The organism is Streptomyces sp. NPDC004752, assembly GCF_053601275.1.
Map to the genome: position 1 here is coordinate 1 of NZ_JBSGBN010000187.1, position 14,416 is coordinate 14,416.

Sequence of the window (14,416 nt, forward strand, 5' to 3'; positions counted from 1 at the left end):
CCGCCTGCGGTGCCGGACCAGCCCTTGCAGCCCGTACCGCCCGCCGCGCACCCGCACCGGCGGGAACTGCGGGACCTCGCAGGTGGCGGGCGCGTCGGTGCCGAGCGGGCGCGGCACGGGAAGCGGAGGCGGAGGTGGAAAGGACGGTGGGGCGGAGGAGAGGGGCGCCGGAGGGGAAGCAGGGGACGGCGACGGCGAGGGGAAGAACGGGGGAGAGGAGGGCGAGGAGGGCGAGGAGGGCGAGGAAGCAGAGGACTGCTGGGAGAAGTGCGGGGGAGGGACGGGCATGAGGACCACCACCTGCGGCGCGGAATCGGCTTGCGATGCCACGATGACGCCTCGCGCCGCCGCCCGCCGGAGCCGGTGGACCACGGACGGACTGTGGACAACTCGCCCACCCGAACGTGAAGTTCCGCCCGAACCTGAGGTTCCGCCGGAACGTGAAGTTCTGCCCGAACAGGAAGTTCCACCCGAACGTGACGTTCCGTCACGACAGCACGCCCCCCACGCCTTACCGCGGCTGGCCCCCGACCATCACCTACGGCAGCTCGAACCCCGGATCCATCCCGCCGAGCGCGCCGACGCACAGGCAGTCCCGTGCCGCGTTCTCCGGCAGCGCCGCCACCGCGTCGAACAGCACGCCCCTCAGCCGGTCCACATTGGCGGCGAACACCCGCAGCACCTCGTCGTGCGAGACCCCCGCGCCGCTCTCCGCCCCGGCGTCGAGATCGGTCACCAGCGTCAACGACGTGTAGCACAGCTCCAGTTCGCGGGCGAGCGCCGCCTCCGGGTGGCCGGTCATGCCCACCACCGACCAGCCCTGGGCCTGGTGCCACAGCGACTCGGCGCGGGTGGAGAACCGCGGCCCCTCCACCACGACCAGCGTGCCGCCGTCCACCGGTTCCCAGTCCCGGCCGCGGGCGGCCTTCAGCGCGGCAGCCCGCCCGGTGGGGCAGTAGGGGTCGGCCAGGGAGACGTGCACCACGTTCGGCACGGTGCCGTCGGGCAGCGGCAGCCCGTCGAAGTACGTCTGCGCCCGCGATTTCGTGCGGTCCGCGAACTGGTCCGGGACGAGCAGTGTGCCGGGCCCGTACTCGGGCCGCAGACCGCCCACCGCGCAGGGGCCGAGGACCTGGCGGACGCCCACCGACCGCAGGGCCCAGAGGTTGGCCCGGTAGTTGATGCGATGCGGCGGCAGGTGGTGGCCGCGGCCGTGCCGGGGCAGGAAGGCAACCCGCCGGCCCGCGATCTCGCCGAGGAAGAGGGAGTCGCTGGGCGCGCCGTAGGGCGTGTCCACCTGGATCTCGCTCACGTCGTCGAGGAACGAGTAGAAGCCCGAGCCGCCTATTACGCCGATCTCCGCGTTCGCCATGACGAGCACCCTAGCTGGCGGTGAAAACGCCACGGAAGCGGCGCCGATCAGGGACGCCGAAGACCCCACCGTCGGGTGACGGCGGGGTCTGCTGGGACGAGTCTCAGGCGGCCGAGCTTCCGGCCGAACTCCCGGCGGAGCTCGACGAGGACGAGGACGACGAGGACCCCGAGGAAGACGAGGACGCCGACGAGGCGGGCGCCGAGGAAGACGACGACTTCGTGTCGGACGAGGAGTCCGAGGACCCGGACGCGCTGGGCTTCGAGGCCGGGCTGCTGCCCGACGAGGAACCGCGGCTGTCGTTCCGGTAGAAACCGGAGCCCTTGAAGACAATGCCGACCGCGGAGAACACCTTCTTCAGGCGGCCACCGCAGTTGGGGCACTCGGTCAGGGCGTCGTCGGTGAACTTCTGCACCGCCTCAAGGCCCTCGCCGCACTCGGTGCACTGGTACTGATAGGTGGGCACTGTCTTCCTCCTGGCACTCTCACTCGTTGAGTGCTAACGACGGTCCATAGTGACGTATTCCCGTCGATCAGTCCACCGTGGCCGGTGAGCGGTGACCGACGCCACGTGCGACGGTACGGGGTCGGGGCGGGGGAACCAGCCGGGAACGCAGTGCCAGCAGGGTGACCAGGGCGAGCAGCGTGCCGCCCAGCGGTACCAGGAATCCGGCGCCGTCCCACAGACGGTCCTCCAGCTGACCCGCGACGGTGACCGCGGACGCCTGACCGAGCGCGATCGCGCCGGTCAGCCAGGTGAACGCCTCGGTGCGGGAACCGGCCGCGACCAGGTTCTCCACCAGGGTGTAGCCGGTGATCAGGGCGGGCGCGATGCACATGCCGACCAGCAGGCCGAGCCCGGCCAGCAGGAACGCCGAGTGGGCGGTCCACAGGGCGGACGCGGTCAGCGCGAGCGCCGTGTAGCCGATCACGAGGCGGCGCTGCGGGGCGGACTTCCAGGCGATGGCGCCGCACGCCACGCCGGAGAGCATGTTGCCCGCCGCGAAGGTCCCGTACAGGACGCCGTTCAGCCCGGGTTCGCCGATCGACTCGCTGAACGCGGCGAGCGAGACCTGCATGCCGCCGAAGACGGAGCCGATGCCGACGAACGTCACGATCAGTACGCGCACACCGGGGACGCGCAGCGCGGACGCCTTCGGCACGCGCGCGTGGCCGCCGTCGGTCACCGGGGGCTGGGTGCTCCGGCGCGCGGCGAACAGCAGACCGCCGAGCAGGGTCAGGGCGGCCTCCGTGACGAGGCCCGCGGCCGGGTCGACCGTCGTGCACAGGGCCGTGGCCAGCAGCGGGCCGACGACGAAGGTCAGCTCGTCCGTGACGGACTCGAAGGCCGCGGCGGTGGCCAGCAGCGGGGAGTCCTGGAGCCTGACGCCCCAGCGGGCGCGCACCATGGGGCTGACCTGCGGCACCGAGGCGCCGGTCGGCACGGCCGCCGCGAACAGCGCCCACAGGGGCGCGTGCGACAGGGCGAGCGCCGTCAGGGACACACCCGACAGCGCATGCACGAGGACGCCGGGGATCAGCACCGCGTGCTGGCCGTAGCGGTCGGCGAGGCGCCCGCTGTAGGGGGCGAACAGCGCCATGGAGACGCCGGTGGTGGCCGCGACGGCGCCCGCGGCACCGTATGAGCCGGTGGTGTGCTGTACGAGCAGCACGATGGAGATGGTGAGCATCGCGAACGGCTGGCGCGCCGCGAAGCCGGGGAGCAGGAACGTCCAGGCGCCGCGCGTGCGCAGCAGTTGCCCGTATCCCGGGCGGGACGGTGCCGTCGGGTGCTCCGACGGCTCGGTGGTGACCGTGGACGCCACGGTCCGTGCCTTTCTGCCGCCTGGTAGCGCGACCCTTGCCGGGCCGTTCACCTTCGGAGCGCGCTCCTTCGGTTCACGCGCCTCGCGGGGGCGCCGAGAGCTGTCCTCTTGCGCGGGACTGCGGTAGATGCCGACGCCCACTCTCGGGGCGTCCGGCCGCCATACGGTCGCGCCAGCTCTGCGTCAGACAGAGTTGGTTCGATCAGGGTTGGTTCGATCTAGGGATGCCTTCATCGTACAGAGGTCAATGAGTCGTACACCTGTGAATTCGCGCACCACCAGGTGCGTTCGCCTGGGGTTGGCGGAGGTGTGGACCGTACGAAACGCATCCTTAACGCACGCTCGGCCCCCGGGGCGAACCCACCCTTGACGCCGCTCAGCGTCCCGCCCCCGCGCCGTCCGTGCCCAGCCACCCGGCCAGCTTGCCACCCTGGTCGACCGCGCGCAGCCGGCGTTCGGCGGCGTCGCGGACGGGGTCGATGGTGACCACGAGCAGCTCGTCCCCGTGCCGCAGCACGGTCGTCGGCATCGGTACGAACGACTTCCCCTCGCGCACGACCAGGGTGACCCCGGCCCCGGCCGGCAGACGCAGCTCGCCCACCTCGACGCCGTGCATCCGCGAACCCTCGGGGATCTCGAAGGACAGCAGATGTCCGCGCAGCCGCTCCAGGGGCGCCGATTCGATGCCGAGGTCGGCCGCCTCCGTTCCGTCGCCGAGCTTCAGTGTGCGCGCGAGCCAGGGCAGCGTCGGCCCCTGCACCAGGGTGAAGACGACGACCAGGACGAAGACGAGGTTGAAGACGCGGCGGCTGCCTTCGACGCCGTTCACCATGGGGATCGTCGCCAGGATGATGGGCACGGCGCCGCGCAGCCCGGCCCAGGACATCAGGGCCTGCTCCCGCCACGGCACCCGGAAGGGCGCCAGGCTGAGCACCACGCTCAGCGGACGCGCAACCATGGTCAGCGCCAGGCCGATGACCAGGGCCGGCAGGAAGTCGTCGCCCAGGTCGTGCGGCGTGACCAGCAGACCGAGCAGCACGAACATGCCGATCTGGGCGATCCAGCCGAGCCCTTCGGCGAAGCCGCGGGTGGCGGGCCAGTGCGGCAGCTTGGCGTTGCCGAGCATCATCGAGGCCAGATAGACCGCGAGGAAGCCGCTGCCGTGCGCCAGGGCGCCGGCCGCGTAGGCGGCGACCGCGATCGCCATCACGGCGATCGGGTAGAGGCCCGAGGCGGGCAGGGCCACATGCCGCAGACCCCAGGCGCCGAGCCAGCCCACGGCGAGTCCGATGGCCGCGCCGATGGCCAGCTCCAGGAGTATCTCGCCCAGCAGCACGGACCAGTGCTCGACCGGTCCCGCGGCGGAGAAGGCGATGACCAGGATGACCACCGGGGCGTCGTTGAAGCCGGACTCCGCCTCCAGCGTGCCCGTCACGCGCGCGGGGAGGGGAATTCTGCGCAGCACCGAGAAGACCGCCGCCGCGTCCGTCGAGGACACCACCGCCCCGATGATGAGGGCCTGCCGCCACTCCAGCCCGACCAGGAAGTGCGCGGCCGACGCCGTCACCCCGACGCTCACCGCGACGCCGAACAGAGCCAGCGTGGAGGCGGCGGTCAGCGAGGGCTTGATCTCCTTCCACTTCGTGCCAAGACCGCCCTCGGCCAGGATCACGACCAGGGCCGCGTACCCGATGACCTGGGTCAGCTCGGTATCGCTGAAGTGGATCTTCGCGATGCCGTCCTGGCCCATGAGGATGCCGATCCCCAGGTAGACGAGCAGGCTGGGGAGCCCGCTGCGCGAGGAGATCCGGACCGCCGCCACGGCGACGAGCAGGACGAGGGAGCAGACGAGCAGGAGCTGGTTGAGGTGTTCGACAGTCAGCAGCGCATCCCTTCACCGGCTCGCGCGCGAGGGGCGCGACGCTCACGTACACACGATCGAGGCTGCGGCACACCGCACCCAACTACTTCATTACCTTACCTAACTCTTGACGCTTTCTTGACGCTGAGCGAGGCAAGATCGAACGCCAGTCCGCGCTGGTTCCCGACTCCGGGTCAAGTGCCATGGGGCCCTGCGCCTATGGTTGCTCCAGCGCTCATTCAAAGTCACAGCCCGACCTGCCGCTCGCGTTAGGACAGCAAGGACAGCGATGCCCCCCAACACCACCGCCACAGCGGCTGCCCGGCCCGGCAAGTCCGGCAGGAAGAAGGGGCGCAGAGCCCGACTGTTCGTGCTGGTGCTCGTCCTGGCCATCGTCGGAGGCGTCGCCTACGGGGCGTACTGGTCGATCAGCACCGTGCGCGCGTCCTTCCCGCAGACCAAGGGGTCGATCACGCTCGACGGCCTGTCCGGACCGGTCGACGTGAAGCGGGACGGTCACGGCATCCCGCAGATCTACGCCTCCTCCGACGCGGACCTGTTCATGGCGCAGGGCTATGTCCAGGCGCAGGACCGGTTCTACGAGATGGATGTGCGCCGGCACATGACGTCCGGGCGGCTGTCCGAGATGTTCGGCAAGGACCAGGTCAAGAACGACGAATTCCTGCGCACCCTGGGCTGGGACCGGGTGGCCGAGAAGGAGTACGACACCACGCTGTCGGACTCCACGAAGAAGTACCTCCAGGCATACGCCAAGGGTGTCAACGCCTACCTGGACGGCAAGGACGGCAAGGACATCTCCCTGGAGTACGCCGCCCTCGGGTTCACCAACGACTACAAGCCCGAGAAGTGGACTCCGGTCGACTCCGTCTCCTGGCTCAAGGCGATGGCCTGGGACCTGCGCGGCAATATGCAGGACGAGATCGACCGCGCCCTGATGACCAGCCGCCTCGGCCCGCAGCAGATCAAGGACCTGTACCCGGAGTACCCCTACAGCCGTAACAAGGCGATCGTCCAGGAGGGCCAGTACGACGAGCTGGCCCAGGCGTTCCGGCAGGGCGGCGGCACGAGCGGCACACAGGGCACGACGGGTACGACAGGCACGACCGGTACGACCGGTACGACGGGTACGGGCGTCTCCACGGGCACGGAGGGCTCCACGGGTACCTCCACGGCCGGATCGGGCCTCACGAGCCAGCTGTCGGGCCTCTACCAGGTCCTGGACGGCCTTCCCACGGCCGTCGGCGTGAACGGCCAGGGCATCGGCTCCAACTCCTGGGTCGTGTCCGGGAAGTACACGATCACCGGCAAGCCGCTGCTCGCCAACGACCCGCACCTGTCGGCCTCGCTGCCGTCGGTCTGGTACCAGATGGGCCTGCACTGCCGGACCGTCTCCGCCAAGTGCCAGTACGACGTGACCGGTTACACCTTCGCCGGCATGCCCGGCGTGATAATCGGCCACAACGGCGACATCGCCTGGGGCATGACCAACTCCGGTGTCGACGTCACCGACCTCTACCTGGAGAAGCTGACCGGCAGCGGCTATCTGTACGACGGCAAGGTCAAGCCCTTCACCACCCGCGAGGAGACCATCAAGGTCGCCGGCGGCACGTCCAAGAAGATCGTCGTCCGCGAGACCAACAACGGGCCGCTGCTCTCGGACCGCGACGACGACCTCGTCAAGGTCGGCAGGAAGGCCACCGTCGACACCGCCGCCCCCGACCGCGGCGACGGTTACGGAATCGCCCTGAAGTGGACCGCCCTGGAGGCGGGCACCTCCATGGACGCCGTCTTCGCCATGGACCGGGCCACGGACTGGGCGGACTTCCGGGCCGCCGCAGCCCTGTTCGACGTGCCCTCGCAGAACCTGATCTACGCCGACACCCAGAACCACATCGGCTACACACTGCCCGGGAAGATCCCCACGCGCGCGAAGGGCGTCGACGGCTCCGTCCCGGTGCCGGGCTGGGACTCCAAGTACGACTGGACCGGCCACATCAAGCAGGACGAACTGCCCTACGAGTACAACCCCGCGCGCGGCTACATCGTCACCGCCAACCAGGCCGCCGTCGACCAGGACAAGTACCGCTACACGCTCACCGCCGACTGGGGCTACGGCACCCGCAGCCAGCGGATCACGGACCTGATCGAGTCCAAGATCAAGGGCGGCGGCAAGATCTCGACCGACGACATGCGCCAGATGCAGCTCGACAACAGCAGCGAGATCGCCAAGCTGCTCGTGCCCAAGCTGCTGAAGATCCACCTGGACGACAAGGACGTCCGCGAGGCCCAGCGGCTGCTGGAGGGCTGGGACTACACCCAGGACGCCGACTCCGCGGCGGCGGCCTACTTCAACGCGGTGTGGCGCAACATCCTCAAGCTCGCCTTCGGCAACAAGCTCCCCAAGGAGCTGCGTGTGAAGGGCCAGTGCCTGTGGGTCGACAAGATCGACAGCACCGGTCCGGTGGACGACGACACCAAGGTGCGTGAGTGCGGCGAGCGCGACGCCGACCAGGCCCAGCCGGACGGCGGCGACCGCTGGTTCGAGGTGGTGCGCACCCTCCTGGACAAGCCGGACAGCGACTGGTGGAAGACGCCGGCCTCCAGGACGGGCAAGCGGCCGGCGGCCGACAACCGCGACGAGCTGTTCGCCCGCGCCATGATCGACGCGCGCTGGGAGCTGACCTCCAAGCTCGGCAAGGACATCGACACCTGGAGCTGGGGCCGGCTGCACCGGCTGTTCCTGAAGAACCAGACCCTGGGCACCGAGGGCCCCGGCTTCCTTCAGTACGCCCTCAACCGTGGCCCCTGGAAGCTCGGCGGCGGCGAGGCGACGGTCAACGCGACCGGCTGGAACGCCGCTGGCGGCTACGAGGCGATGTGGGTGCCGTCCATGCGGATGGTGGTCAACCTCGCCGACCTCGACAAGTCGAAGTGGATCAACCTCACGGGCGCCTCGGGCCACGCCTACAGCGCGCACTACACCGACCAGACCGACAAGTGGGCCAACGGCGATCTGCTGCCCTGGTCGTTCTCCGGCGAGGCGGTCGACAAGAGCACGAGCGACACCCTGGTGCTCAAGCCGTGACGCGCTGACAGCACAGCGCTGACAGCACAGCGAGGGGCCTTCCACGCGCGCGTGGAAGGCCCCTCGTCCGCTTTCTGGGGTTTTCCTGGCGGTCGCCGTCAGGGGTGTGTGAACCGGCGCACGCCTGACGGCGTGACGACGGCGTGCACCGGCCGGTCGTGTGCCTGTGCCGGGAGGCGCTCGACGACCTCCGTGTCGTACAGGAGCACCACCAGGGCGGGGTGCGCGTCCGCGCGTTCCAGACGGGCCAGCACGCGGTCGTACGAGCCCCCGCCGCGGCCCAGACGCATCCCGCGCGCGTCCACCGCGAGGCCCGGCAGCAGCACGGCGTCGGCGGTCGTCACGGCGTCCGGGCCCAGCCGGTCTCCCGCGGGCTCGAACAGCGCCATCCGTCCGCCGTGCCGGACGCGCGCGAGGGAGCCCTGCCCGGCGTACGCGCCCCAGTCCAGGTCGTGGTCCGGCAGCAGGGCGGGCAGCAGGACGCGTACGCCCCGCGCGTGCAACGCGTCCAGCAGCGTCGGGGTGCCGGGCTCGCTCTCGACGGAGACGTATGCGGCCACCGTGCGCGCCCGGGCCAGCTCGGGCAGTTCCAGCGCGCGCTCGGCCAGCGCGGCACCGGCCTCCGCGACGTCATCCGCCGTCAACCTGTTCCGCACCGTGAGGAGCTCGCGCCGCAACGTTCGCTTGTCAGACTCGGCCGTAGGGCCCTCGTGTTCCACGGATCGTTCTCGCATCCTTCTTCATGTGCTCATATGAGAGCGTGTTAATCGGAGCCACAGATTCCTTATAGGGGCACCGGATAAGGTTGCGGGCATGACTCAGTCGCACCCCAGGATCAGCAAGGCTGTCATCCCCGCAGCAGGTCTCGGCACCCGGTTCCTGCCGGCCACCAAGGCCACTCCCAAGGAGATGCTGCCGGTCGTGGACAAGCCGGCGATCCAGTATGTGGTCGAGGAGGCCGTGTCGGCGGGGCTCGATGACGTCCTCATGATCACGGGGCGCAACAAGCGCCCACTGGAGGATCACTTCGACCGCAACTACGAGCTGGAGTCCGCCCTGGAGAAGAAGGGCGACGCCGAACGGCTCGGCAAGGTCCAGGAGTCCAGCGACCTCGCGACCATGCACTACGTGCGCCAGGGCGACCCCAAGGGGCTCGGCCACGCCGTGCTGTGCGCGGCTCCGCACGTCGGCCACGAGCCCTTCGCCGTCCTGCTCGGCGACGACCTGATCGACCCGCGCGACCCCCTGCTCCAGCGCATGATCGAGGTCCAGGAGCGGCACGGCGGCAGTGTGATCGCGCTCATGGAGGTCGCGCCCGAGCAGATCCACCTCTATGGGTGCGCGGCCGTCGAGACCACCGAGGACGGCGATGTCGTCAAGGTCACCGGCCTGGTCGAGAAGCCGGACGCGGCGGACGCGCCGTCGCACTACGCGGTCATCGGCCGTTATGTCCTCGACCCGCACGTCTTCGACATACTGCGGCGGACCGAGCCGGGCCGCGGCGGCGAGATCCAACTGACCGACGCCCTCCAGCAGCTCGCCCTGGACGAGAAGGTCGGCGGTCCCGTGCACGGCGTCGTCTTCGACGGCCGCCGCTATGACACCGGCGACCGCGGCGACTACCTCCGTGCCATTGTCAGACTCGCATGCGAACGTGAAGACCTGGGCCCGGACTTCCGGACCTGGCTTCGCAGTTACGTAGCCGAGGAGATGTAGCGATTTGAGCAGCGCCGCGACCCGCCTCCCCGACCCGGACCACCTGTGGTCGGTGGACGAGCACATGGAGGACATCCTCACCACCGTCCGCCCTCTGGAGCCCATCGAGCTGCAACTCCTCGACGCCCAGGGCTGTGTCCTCGTCGACGACGTCATGGTGCCGGTCTCGCTGCCGCCGTTCGACAACAGTTCCATGGACGGGTACGCGGTGCGGGTCACGGATGTCGCGGGCGCGAGCGAGGAGTTCCCCGCCGTCCTGGAGGTCGTCGGGGACGTCGCGGCCGGCGCGGCCGATCCGGTCCGGATCGGCCCCGGCCAGGCCGCCCGCATCATGACCGGCGCCCCGCTGCCGCCCGGCGCGGAGGCCGTCGTACCGGTGGAGTGGACCGACGGTGGCCTCGGCGAGGGCCCGGTGACCGGGATGCGCGCCCGCGGCCTGGCCCCGGAGGGCGCCGCGGGGCTGGTGCGCGTGCACCGCTCCGCCGAGCCACGCGCGCACGTGCGCGCGAAGGGCAGCGATGTGCAGGCCGGCGACCGCGCCCTGGAGGCCGGCACGGTCCTCGGCCCGTCGCAGATCGCCCTGCTGGCCGCCATCGGCCGCGGCACGGTACGGGTCCGCCCGCGCCCGCGCGTGGTCGTCCTGTCCACCGGCAGCGAACTCGTCCAGCCCGGCGAACCGCTCGGCGGCGGCCAGATCTACGACTCCAACAGCTTCTCCCTCACCGCCGCCGCCCGCGACGCCGGAGCCCTCGCCTACCGGGTGGGCGCTGTCGCCGACGATGCCGAGACGCTGCGGACCACGATCGATGACCAGCTGATCCGCGCCGACCTGCTGGTCACCACCGGCGGCGTCAGCGTCGGGGCGTACGACGTCGTCAAGGAGGCGCTGGCGGACGTGGGCGACGCGGACGGGGCGGGCGGCGGCGTCGAGTTCCGCAAGCTGGCCATGCAGCCCGGCAAGCCCCAGGGCTTCGGCTCCGTCGGCCCCGATCACACGCCGCTGCTGGCCCTGCCCGGCAACCCCGTGTCGTCGTACGTCTCCTTCGAGCTGTTCGTCCGCCCCGCCATCCGCACCCTCATGGGGCTCGCCGACGTCCACCGGCCCCGGGTCCGGGCGACCCTCGCGGCGGACGCGGCGCTGAGCTCCCCCAAGGGCCGCAGACAGTTCCTCCGGGGCAGATACGCCGACGGTGCGGTGACGCCGGTGGGCGGCGCCGGATCCCATCTGATCGCCGCCCTGGCGCACGCCGACGCGCTGATCGTCGTCCCCGAGGACGTGGAGTCCGTCGAACCGGGCTGTGAGGTCGAGGTGATCCCGCTCGGCTGAGCGGGCCCGGCATCGCGGCACCACTCGGCCGGACGGGGCCCGGGACCCCGGTCCTGCTCCGGTGCGCACCCCGAGTTGGCGGTACCGTGTCGCGCACGACACACCCGTGCGCCGCATCGCGACGGGCCCGACCGGGAGCGCCACACAGCATGAGTACGCAGGACCGACTGACGCACATCGACGACGCGGGCGCGGCCCGCATGGTCGACGTATCGGGGAAGGACGTGACCGCGCGCACCGCCCGTGCCAGCGGCCGCGTCCTCGTCTCGCCCCGGGTGATCGAGCTGCTGCGCGGTGAGGGAGTCCCCAAGGGCGACGCCCTGGCCACCGCGCGCATCGCGGGCATCATGGGCGCCAAACGCACTCCGGACCTGATCCCGCTGTGCCACCCGCTGTCGGTGTCCGGTGTGAAACTGGACCTGTCGGTCGCGGACGACGCCGTCGAGATCGTGGCCACGGTGAAGACGACGGACCGCACGGGCGTCGAGATGGAAGCCCTCACCGCGGTGTCGGTGGCCGCCCTCACCGTGATCGACATGGTCAAGGCGGTCGACAAGGGAGCGGTCATCACGGACGTACGCGTGGAGGAGAAGACGGGCGGCAAGTCGGGCGACTGGAGCCGGACGTGATCGCCGGGGCCTACCGCGCGCTGGTCGTCACGGCCTCCAACCGGGCGGCCGCCGGCGTCTACGAGGACCGGGGAGGGCCGCTGGTCGCCGACGGGCTGAGGCGCCTCGGTTTCGCCGTCGAGGGCCCGCAGGTGGTCCCCGACGGGGACCCGGTCGCCGCCGCCCTGCGCGCCGCGGTGGACGCGGGCTATGACGTCGTCGTCACCACCGGGGGCACCGGCATCTCGCCCACCGACCGCACCCCCGAGGCCACCCGCGAGGTCATCGACCACGAGGTGCCGGGCATCGCGGAGGCCGTGCGGGCGTTCGGCCGTCAGAAGGTACCGACCGCGGCGCTCTCCCGGGGGCTGGCAGGAGTGGCGGGCCGGACACTGATCGTCAACCTGCCCGGGTCCAGCGGCGGGGTGAAGGACGGCCTGGCCGTCCTTGAGCCGCTGCTCGTCCACGCCGTCGACCAGATCCGCGGCGGCGACCACCCCCGGCCGGAGGCGGCGCCCTCCCCGACCGGCCACGGCCAATCCAGACATCCCGGGGGTGCGAGCTGAACAGCCCATCCTGGCCCGTGGTGCTGGCGGACGGCGATGTCGTCCTCCGGCCGATAAGGCTGCGCGACCAGCGGGCCTGGCGCGAGGTGAACCGGCGTAACCGGGACTGGCTGCGCCCCTGGGAGGCGACCATTCCGCCGCCCACGCCCAGCGGGCCGATCATCCACCGGCCGACCTACCGCCAGATGGTCCGGCATCTGCGCTCCGAGGCGAACGCGGGCCGGATGCTGCCCTTCGTCATCGAGTACCAGGGGCGGCTGGTGGGGCAGTTGACGGTCGCCGGGATCACCTGGGGATCCATGTGCTCGGGCCACATCGGTTACTGGGTGGACGAGGCGGTGGCAGGCCGTGGTGTGGTGCCGACGGCCGTGGCGCTCGTGGTGGACCACTGTTTCCGCACCGTCGGTCTGCACCGCATCGAGGTCTGCATTCGCCCGGAGAACCGGCCCAGCCGCCGGGTCGTGGAGAAACTCGGATTCCGTGCGGAGGGGCTGCGACCCCGTTATCTCCACATCGACGGGGCCTGGCGGGACCATCTCGTCTTCGCGCTCACCGCGGAAGACGTGCCCGAGGGGTTGCTCGTGCGCTGGCAGCGGGCACGATCCCGGCAGACGACGGACAACGGGAGCGCGCCGAGCGGTCGGAGCGGTCAGAGCGCCCCCCGGAATCCGCAGAACACCCCGGGGAATCCCGGGTAGCCCGAAAAAATTGAATGCATGTTCGATAATGATCGGCGGATGACCGACTTCGGGCATTGAATTCTCGGCAACGGCGGTCTGCTGATCGCATCGGTCGTAAAAAAAGCTGGAAATATCAGCCAGATCGTGCGACACACCGGCCCAATTGGCGGATGGCCTCACGCAAACCCCTCTACCGTGTGAGGCGTGAGCAGCAGCGGCCTCATCTACGCAGTCATTGTCGGGGCCTGGGCCGCCTACTTGGTGCCGATGTGGCTCCGTAGGCAGGACGAGCTGAACGAGGCCCGTCCGACGGAACGCTTCAGCACCGCCATCCGGCTGCTGTCCGGACGGGCGGGGATGGAGCGCCGATACGCCAAGGACCTGCGGTCGCGCTCCGCCCGTGAGGAGGAGCCCGACACCGACGCACCCGGCGCCGCCACCGACTCGGTGGACGTCCGGGCCTTTGCCATGCCTCCGCTGCGCCGCCAGGCGCGCGCGCAGGCCGATCCGGAGGTGCCCGCCCCCGCGGCCAAGCCCCCTTCCGCCTCCGCGGCCAAGTCCCCGTCCGTCCCCGCGGCCAACTCCCGTTCCGCGCCCGCGATCGAGTTCCCTTCCGCACCGGCGGTCAAGTCCCCGTCTGCGCCCGCGTCCGCGCCCGCGCAGCGGGGCGTCCCGGCCGCGCGGCGCGCCCCCTCGGCGCAGGCCGCCGCGGCGCGCGCCCGGCGCTCGAAGGTGCTCGCGCGTCGTCGGCGCACCACGGTGGTGCTCTTCCTCGCCTTCACACTCGGCGCGATCGTCGCCGCCGTCGGAGGCCTCGCCTTCCTCTGGGCGCCCGGCGTCCCGGCCGTCCTGCTCAGCGCGTACATCGCGTATCTGCGCACCCAGGAACGCCGCCGGTTCGCCTACCAGATGGACCGGCGCCGGGCCGAGGCCGCGGCGCAGCGGCTCAGGGAACGCCAGCCGCGCCGACGCGCGCCCCAGGACCCGGGCGCCGTCGCCGACGAACCGGACGAGGGACCGGAACCGGAGACCGACCCCGGGCTCTCCGCGCTCGCCGCCGACCGACGTGCCCTCGTCGAGCAGACCGACCACGCCGAATGGGTCGACCAGCAGCGTGAGCGGCAGCAGCGCCCCGGGCACGGCGACAGCTGGGACCCGGTGCCGGTGCCGCTGCCCACGTACGTGACCGCGCCGGTCGCGCCCCGGGCCACGTCCGATGTGGACCTGGCGGCGCCCGATGCATGGAGCTCCGCGCGCTCCAGCTCCATGCCCACGGAGCAGGAGCCGGAGCGGGCCGCGTCCGGCGCGGCCCCGGAGGAGCCGGCGCACGCCGCGGAGGACAAGCTGGCGGCCG

12 protein-coding genes are annotated in these 14,416 nt (G+C 71.1%); 7 read left to right on the forward strand and 5 right to left on the reverse strand.

Going from position 1 to position 14,416, the window contains the following annotated elements:
• Positions 1–538: 538 nt before the first annotated feature.
• The 4 genes from ACWEKM_RS42780 to ACWEKM_RS42795 all read right to left on the reverse strand — a co-directional run bounded on the left by ACWEKM_RS42780 (position 539) and on the right by ACWEKM_RS42795 (position 5,083).
• Entirely contained in the window at positions 539–1,372 is an 834-nt protein-coding gene (locus tag ACWEKM_RS42780) for an S-methyl-5'-thioadenosine phosphorylase (RefSeq protein WP_451626710.1), read from the reverse strand.
• A 103-nt stretch (positions 1,373–1,475) separates the two neighbouring features.
• Positions 1,476–1,838, reverse strand: a complete 363-nt coding sequence (locus tag ACWEKM_RS42785) for an FmdB family zinc ribbon protein (RefSeq protein WP_451626711.1) — start codon at positions 1,836–1,838, stop codon at positions 1,476–1,478.
• A gap of 67 nt (positions 1,839–1,905) precedes the next feature.
• Positions 1,906–3,198, reverse strand: a complete 1,293-nt coding sequence (locus ACWEKM_RS42790) for an MFS transporter (RefSeq protein ID WP_451626712.1) — start codon at positions 3,196–3,198, stop codon at positions 1,906–1,908.
• Between the two features lie 376 nt (positions 3,199–3,574).
• Positions 3,575–5,083, reverse strand: a complete 1,509-nt coding sequence (locus ACWEKM_RS42795; RefSeq protein WP_451626721.1) for a potassium/proton antiporter — start codon at positions 5,081–5,083, stop codon at positions 3,575–3,577.
• A 265-nt stretch (positions 5,084–5,348) separates the two neighbouring features.
• Here ACWEKM_RS42795 and ACWEKM_RS42800 point away from each other — a divergent pair, with 265 nt between their 5' ends.
• The gene (locus ACWEKM_RS42800) at positions 5,349–8,165 is read left to right on the forward strand and encodes a penicillin acylase family protein (RefSeq protein WP_451626713.1); all 2,817 of its coding nucleotides are present in this window, start codon (positions 5,349–5,351) and stop codon (positions 8,163–8,165) included.
• 98 nt (positions 8,166–8,263) lie between these two features.
• Here ACWEKM_RS42800 and ACWEKM_RS42805 read toward each other — a convergent pair whose 3' ends face one another.
• The gene (locus ACWEKM_RS42805) at positions 8,264–8,899 is read right to left on the reverse strand and encodes a 5-formyltetrahydrofolate cyclo-ligase (protein ID WP_451626714.1); all 636 of its coding nucleotides are present in this window, start codon (positions 8,897–8,899) and stop codon (positions 8,264–8,266) included.
• 79 nt (positions 8,900–8,978) lie between these two features.
• On the opposite strand from ACWEKM_RS42805, the gene galU reads away from it, so the two are divergent.
• The 6 genes from galU to sepX all read left to right on the forward strand — a co-directional run.
• Entirely contained in the window at positions 8,979–9,881 is a 903-nt protein-coding gene (gene galU, locus ACWEKM_RS42810; RefSeq protein WP_451626715.1) for a UTP--glucose-1-phosphate uridylyltransferase GalU, read from the forward strand.
• Positions 9,882–9,885: 4 nt separating this feature from the next.
• The gene (glp, locus tag ACWEKM_RS42815; protein ID WP_451626716.1) at positions 9,886–11,208 is read left to right on the forward strand and encodes a molybdotransferase-like divisome protein Glp; all 1,323 of its coding nucleotides are present in this window, start codon (positions 9,886–9,888) and stop codon (positions 11,206–11,208) included.
• Between the two features lie 149 nt (positions 11,209–11,357).
• The gene (moaC, locus tag ACWEKM_RS42820; RefSeq protein WP_451626717.1) at positions 11,358–11,837 is read left to right on the forward strand and encodes a cyclic pyranopterin monophosphate synthase MoaC; all 480 of its coding nucleotides are present in this window, start codon (positions 11,358–11,360) and stop codon (positions 11,835–11,837) included.
• On the forward strand, positions 11,834–12,382 hold the full coding sequence (locus tag ACWEKM_RS42825; protein WP_451626718.1) for a MogA/MoaB family molybdenum cofactor biosynthesis protein: 549 nt from the start codon (positions 11,834–11,836) through the stop codon (positions 12,380–12,382). The genes moaC and ACWEKM_RS42825 overlap by 4 nt, the downstream gene beginning before the upstream one ends.
• 17 nt (positions 12,383–12,399) lie before the next feature.
• A complete protein-coding gene (locus tag ACWEKM_RS42830; protein ID WP_451626719.1) occupies positions 12,400–13,080 on the forward strand; it encodes a GNAT family N-acetyltransferase in 681 nt (226 codons plus the stop codon).
• Positions 13,081–13,266: 186 nt separating this feature from the next.
• Positions 13,267–14,416 (forward strand): divisome protein SepX/GlpR (gene sepX, locus ACWEKM_RS42835; RefSeq protein ID WP_451626720.1); only part of this gene is annotated, 1,150 nt, incomplete at its 3' end.

Coding starts and splice junctions, on each gene's coding strand:
- ACWEKM_RS42780 (WP_451626710.1), bottom strand. CDS start 1,372: ATGGCGAACGCGGAGATCGGCGTAATAGGCGGCTCGGGCTTCTACTCG.
- ACWEKM_RS42800 (WP_451626713.1), top strand. CDS start 5,349: ATGCCCCCCAACACCACCGCCACAGCGGCTGCCCGGCCCGGCAAGTCC.
- ACWEKM_RS42805 (WP_451626714.1), bottom strand. CDS start 8,899: ATGCGAGAACGATCCGTGGAACACGAGGGCCCTACGGCCGAGTCTGAC.
- galU (WP_451626715.1), top strand. CDS start 8,979: ATGACTCAGTCGCACCCCAGGATCAGCAAGGCTGTCATCCCCGCAGCA.
- moaC (WP_451626717.1), top strand. CDS start 11,358: ATGAGTACGCAGGACCGACTGACGCACATCGACGACGCGGGCGCGGCC.